A 377-nucleotide genomic window follows, 5' to 3' on the forward strand; every position below is an offset into this window, starting at 1 on the left:
GTATTAGGTTTTGTCATTCTATCTAGATCCTGTAGTCCCATGTATGAAGATGACGATGTTATTGCCTCATTTAAAGGGGAAAACATATATGTGAAAGACTTGAAGGTACTTTATGAAGTAGGAGCACCAGCTATCCCTGAAGTAGCAAGAAACTATGTTTTTCAAGAAGCTGTTATTCACGAAGCAAAACAAGAGGGGCATGAGGTTTCTCAAGAAGAAGTAGACAAGGCACTTATGAACTTTAAAGATTATCTTGAAAGAAGAGAAGCTAGAAGGGAACGAGCTTTCTTTGAAGATAAAGCAGAAGACTATGATATGGAATATGAAGAATACTTAGATCAAGTTGTCAGAGAAGAAATTGAGAAAAGTCTATATGT

1 protein-coding gene is annotated in these 377 nt (G+C 35.8%); it reads left to right on the top strand.

Going from position 1 to position 377, the window contains the following annotated elements:
- Nucleotides 1–39: 39 nt before the first annotated feature.
- Nucleotides 40–377, top strand: a 338-nt coding sequence (locus AOA60_RS23420; protein ID WP_143522498.1) for a hypothetical protein, incomplete at its 3' end; no start/stop codon positions are given.

This window comes from Pseudomonas sp. 2822-17, assembly GCF_002742485.1.
GTDB classification, from domain to species: domain Bacteria; phylum Pseudomonadota; class Gammaproteobacteria; order Pseudomonadales; family Pseudomonadaceae; genus Aquipseudomonas; species Aquipseudomonas cyclaminis.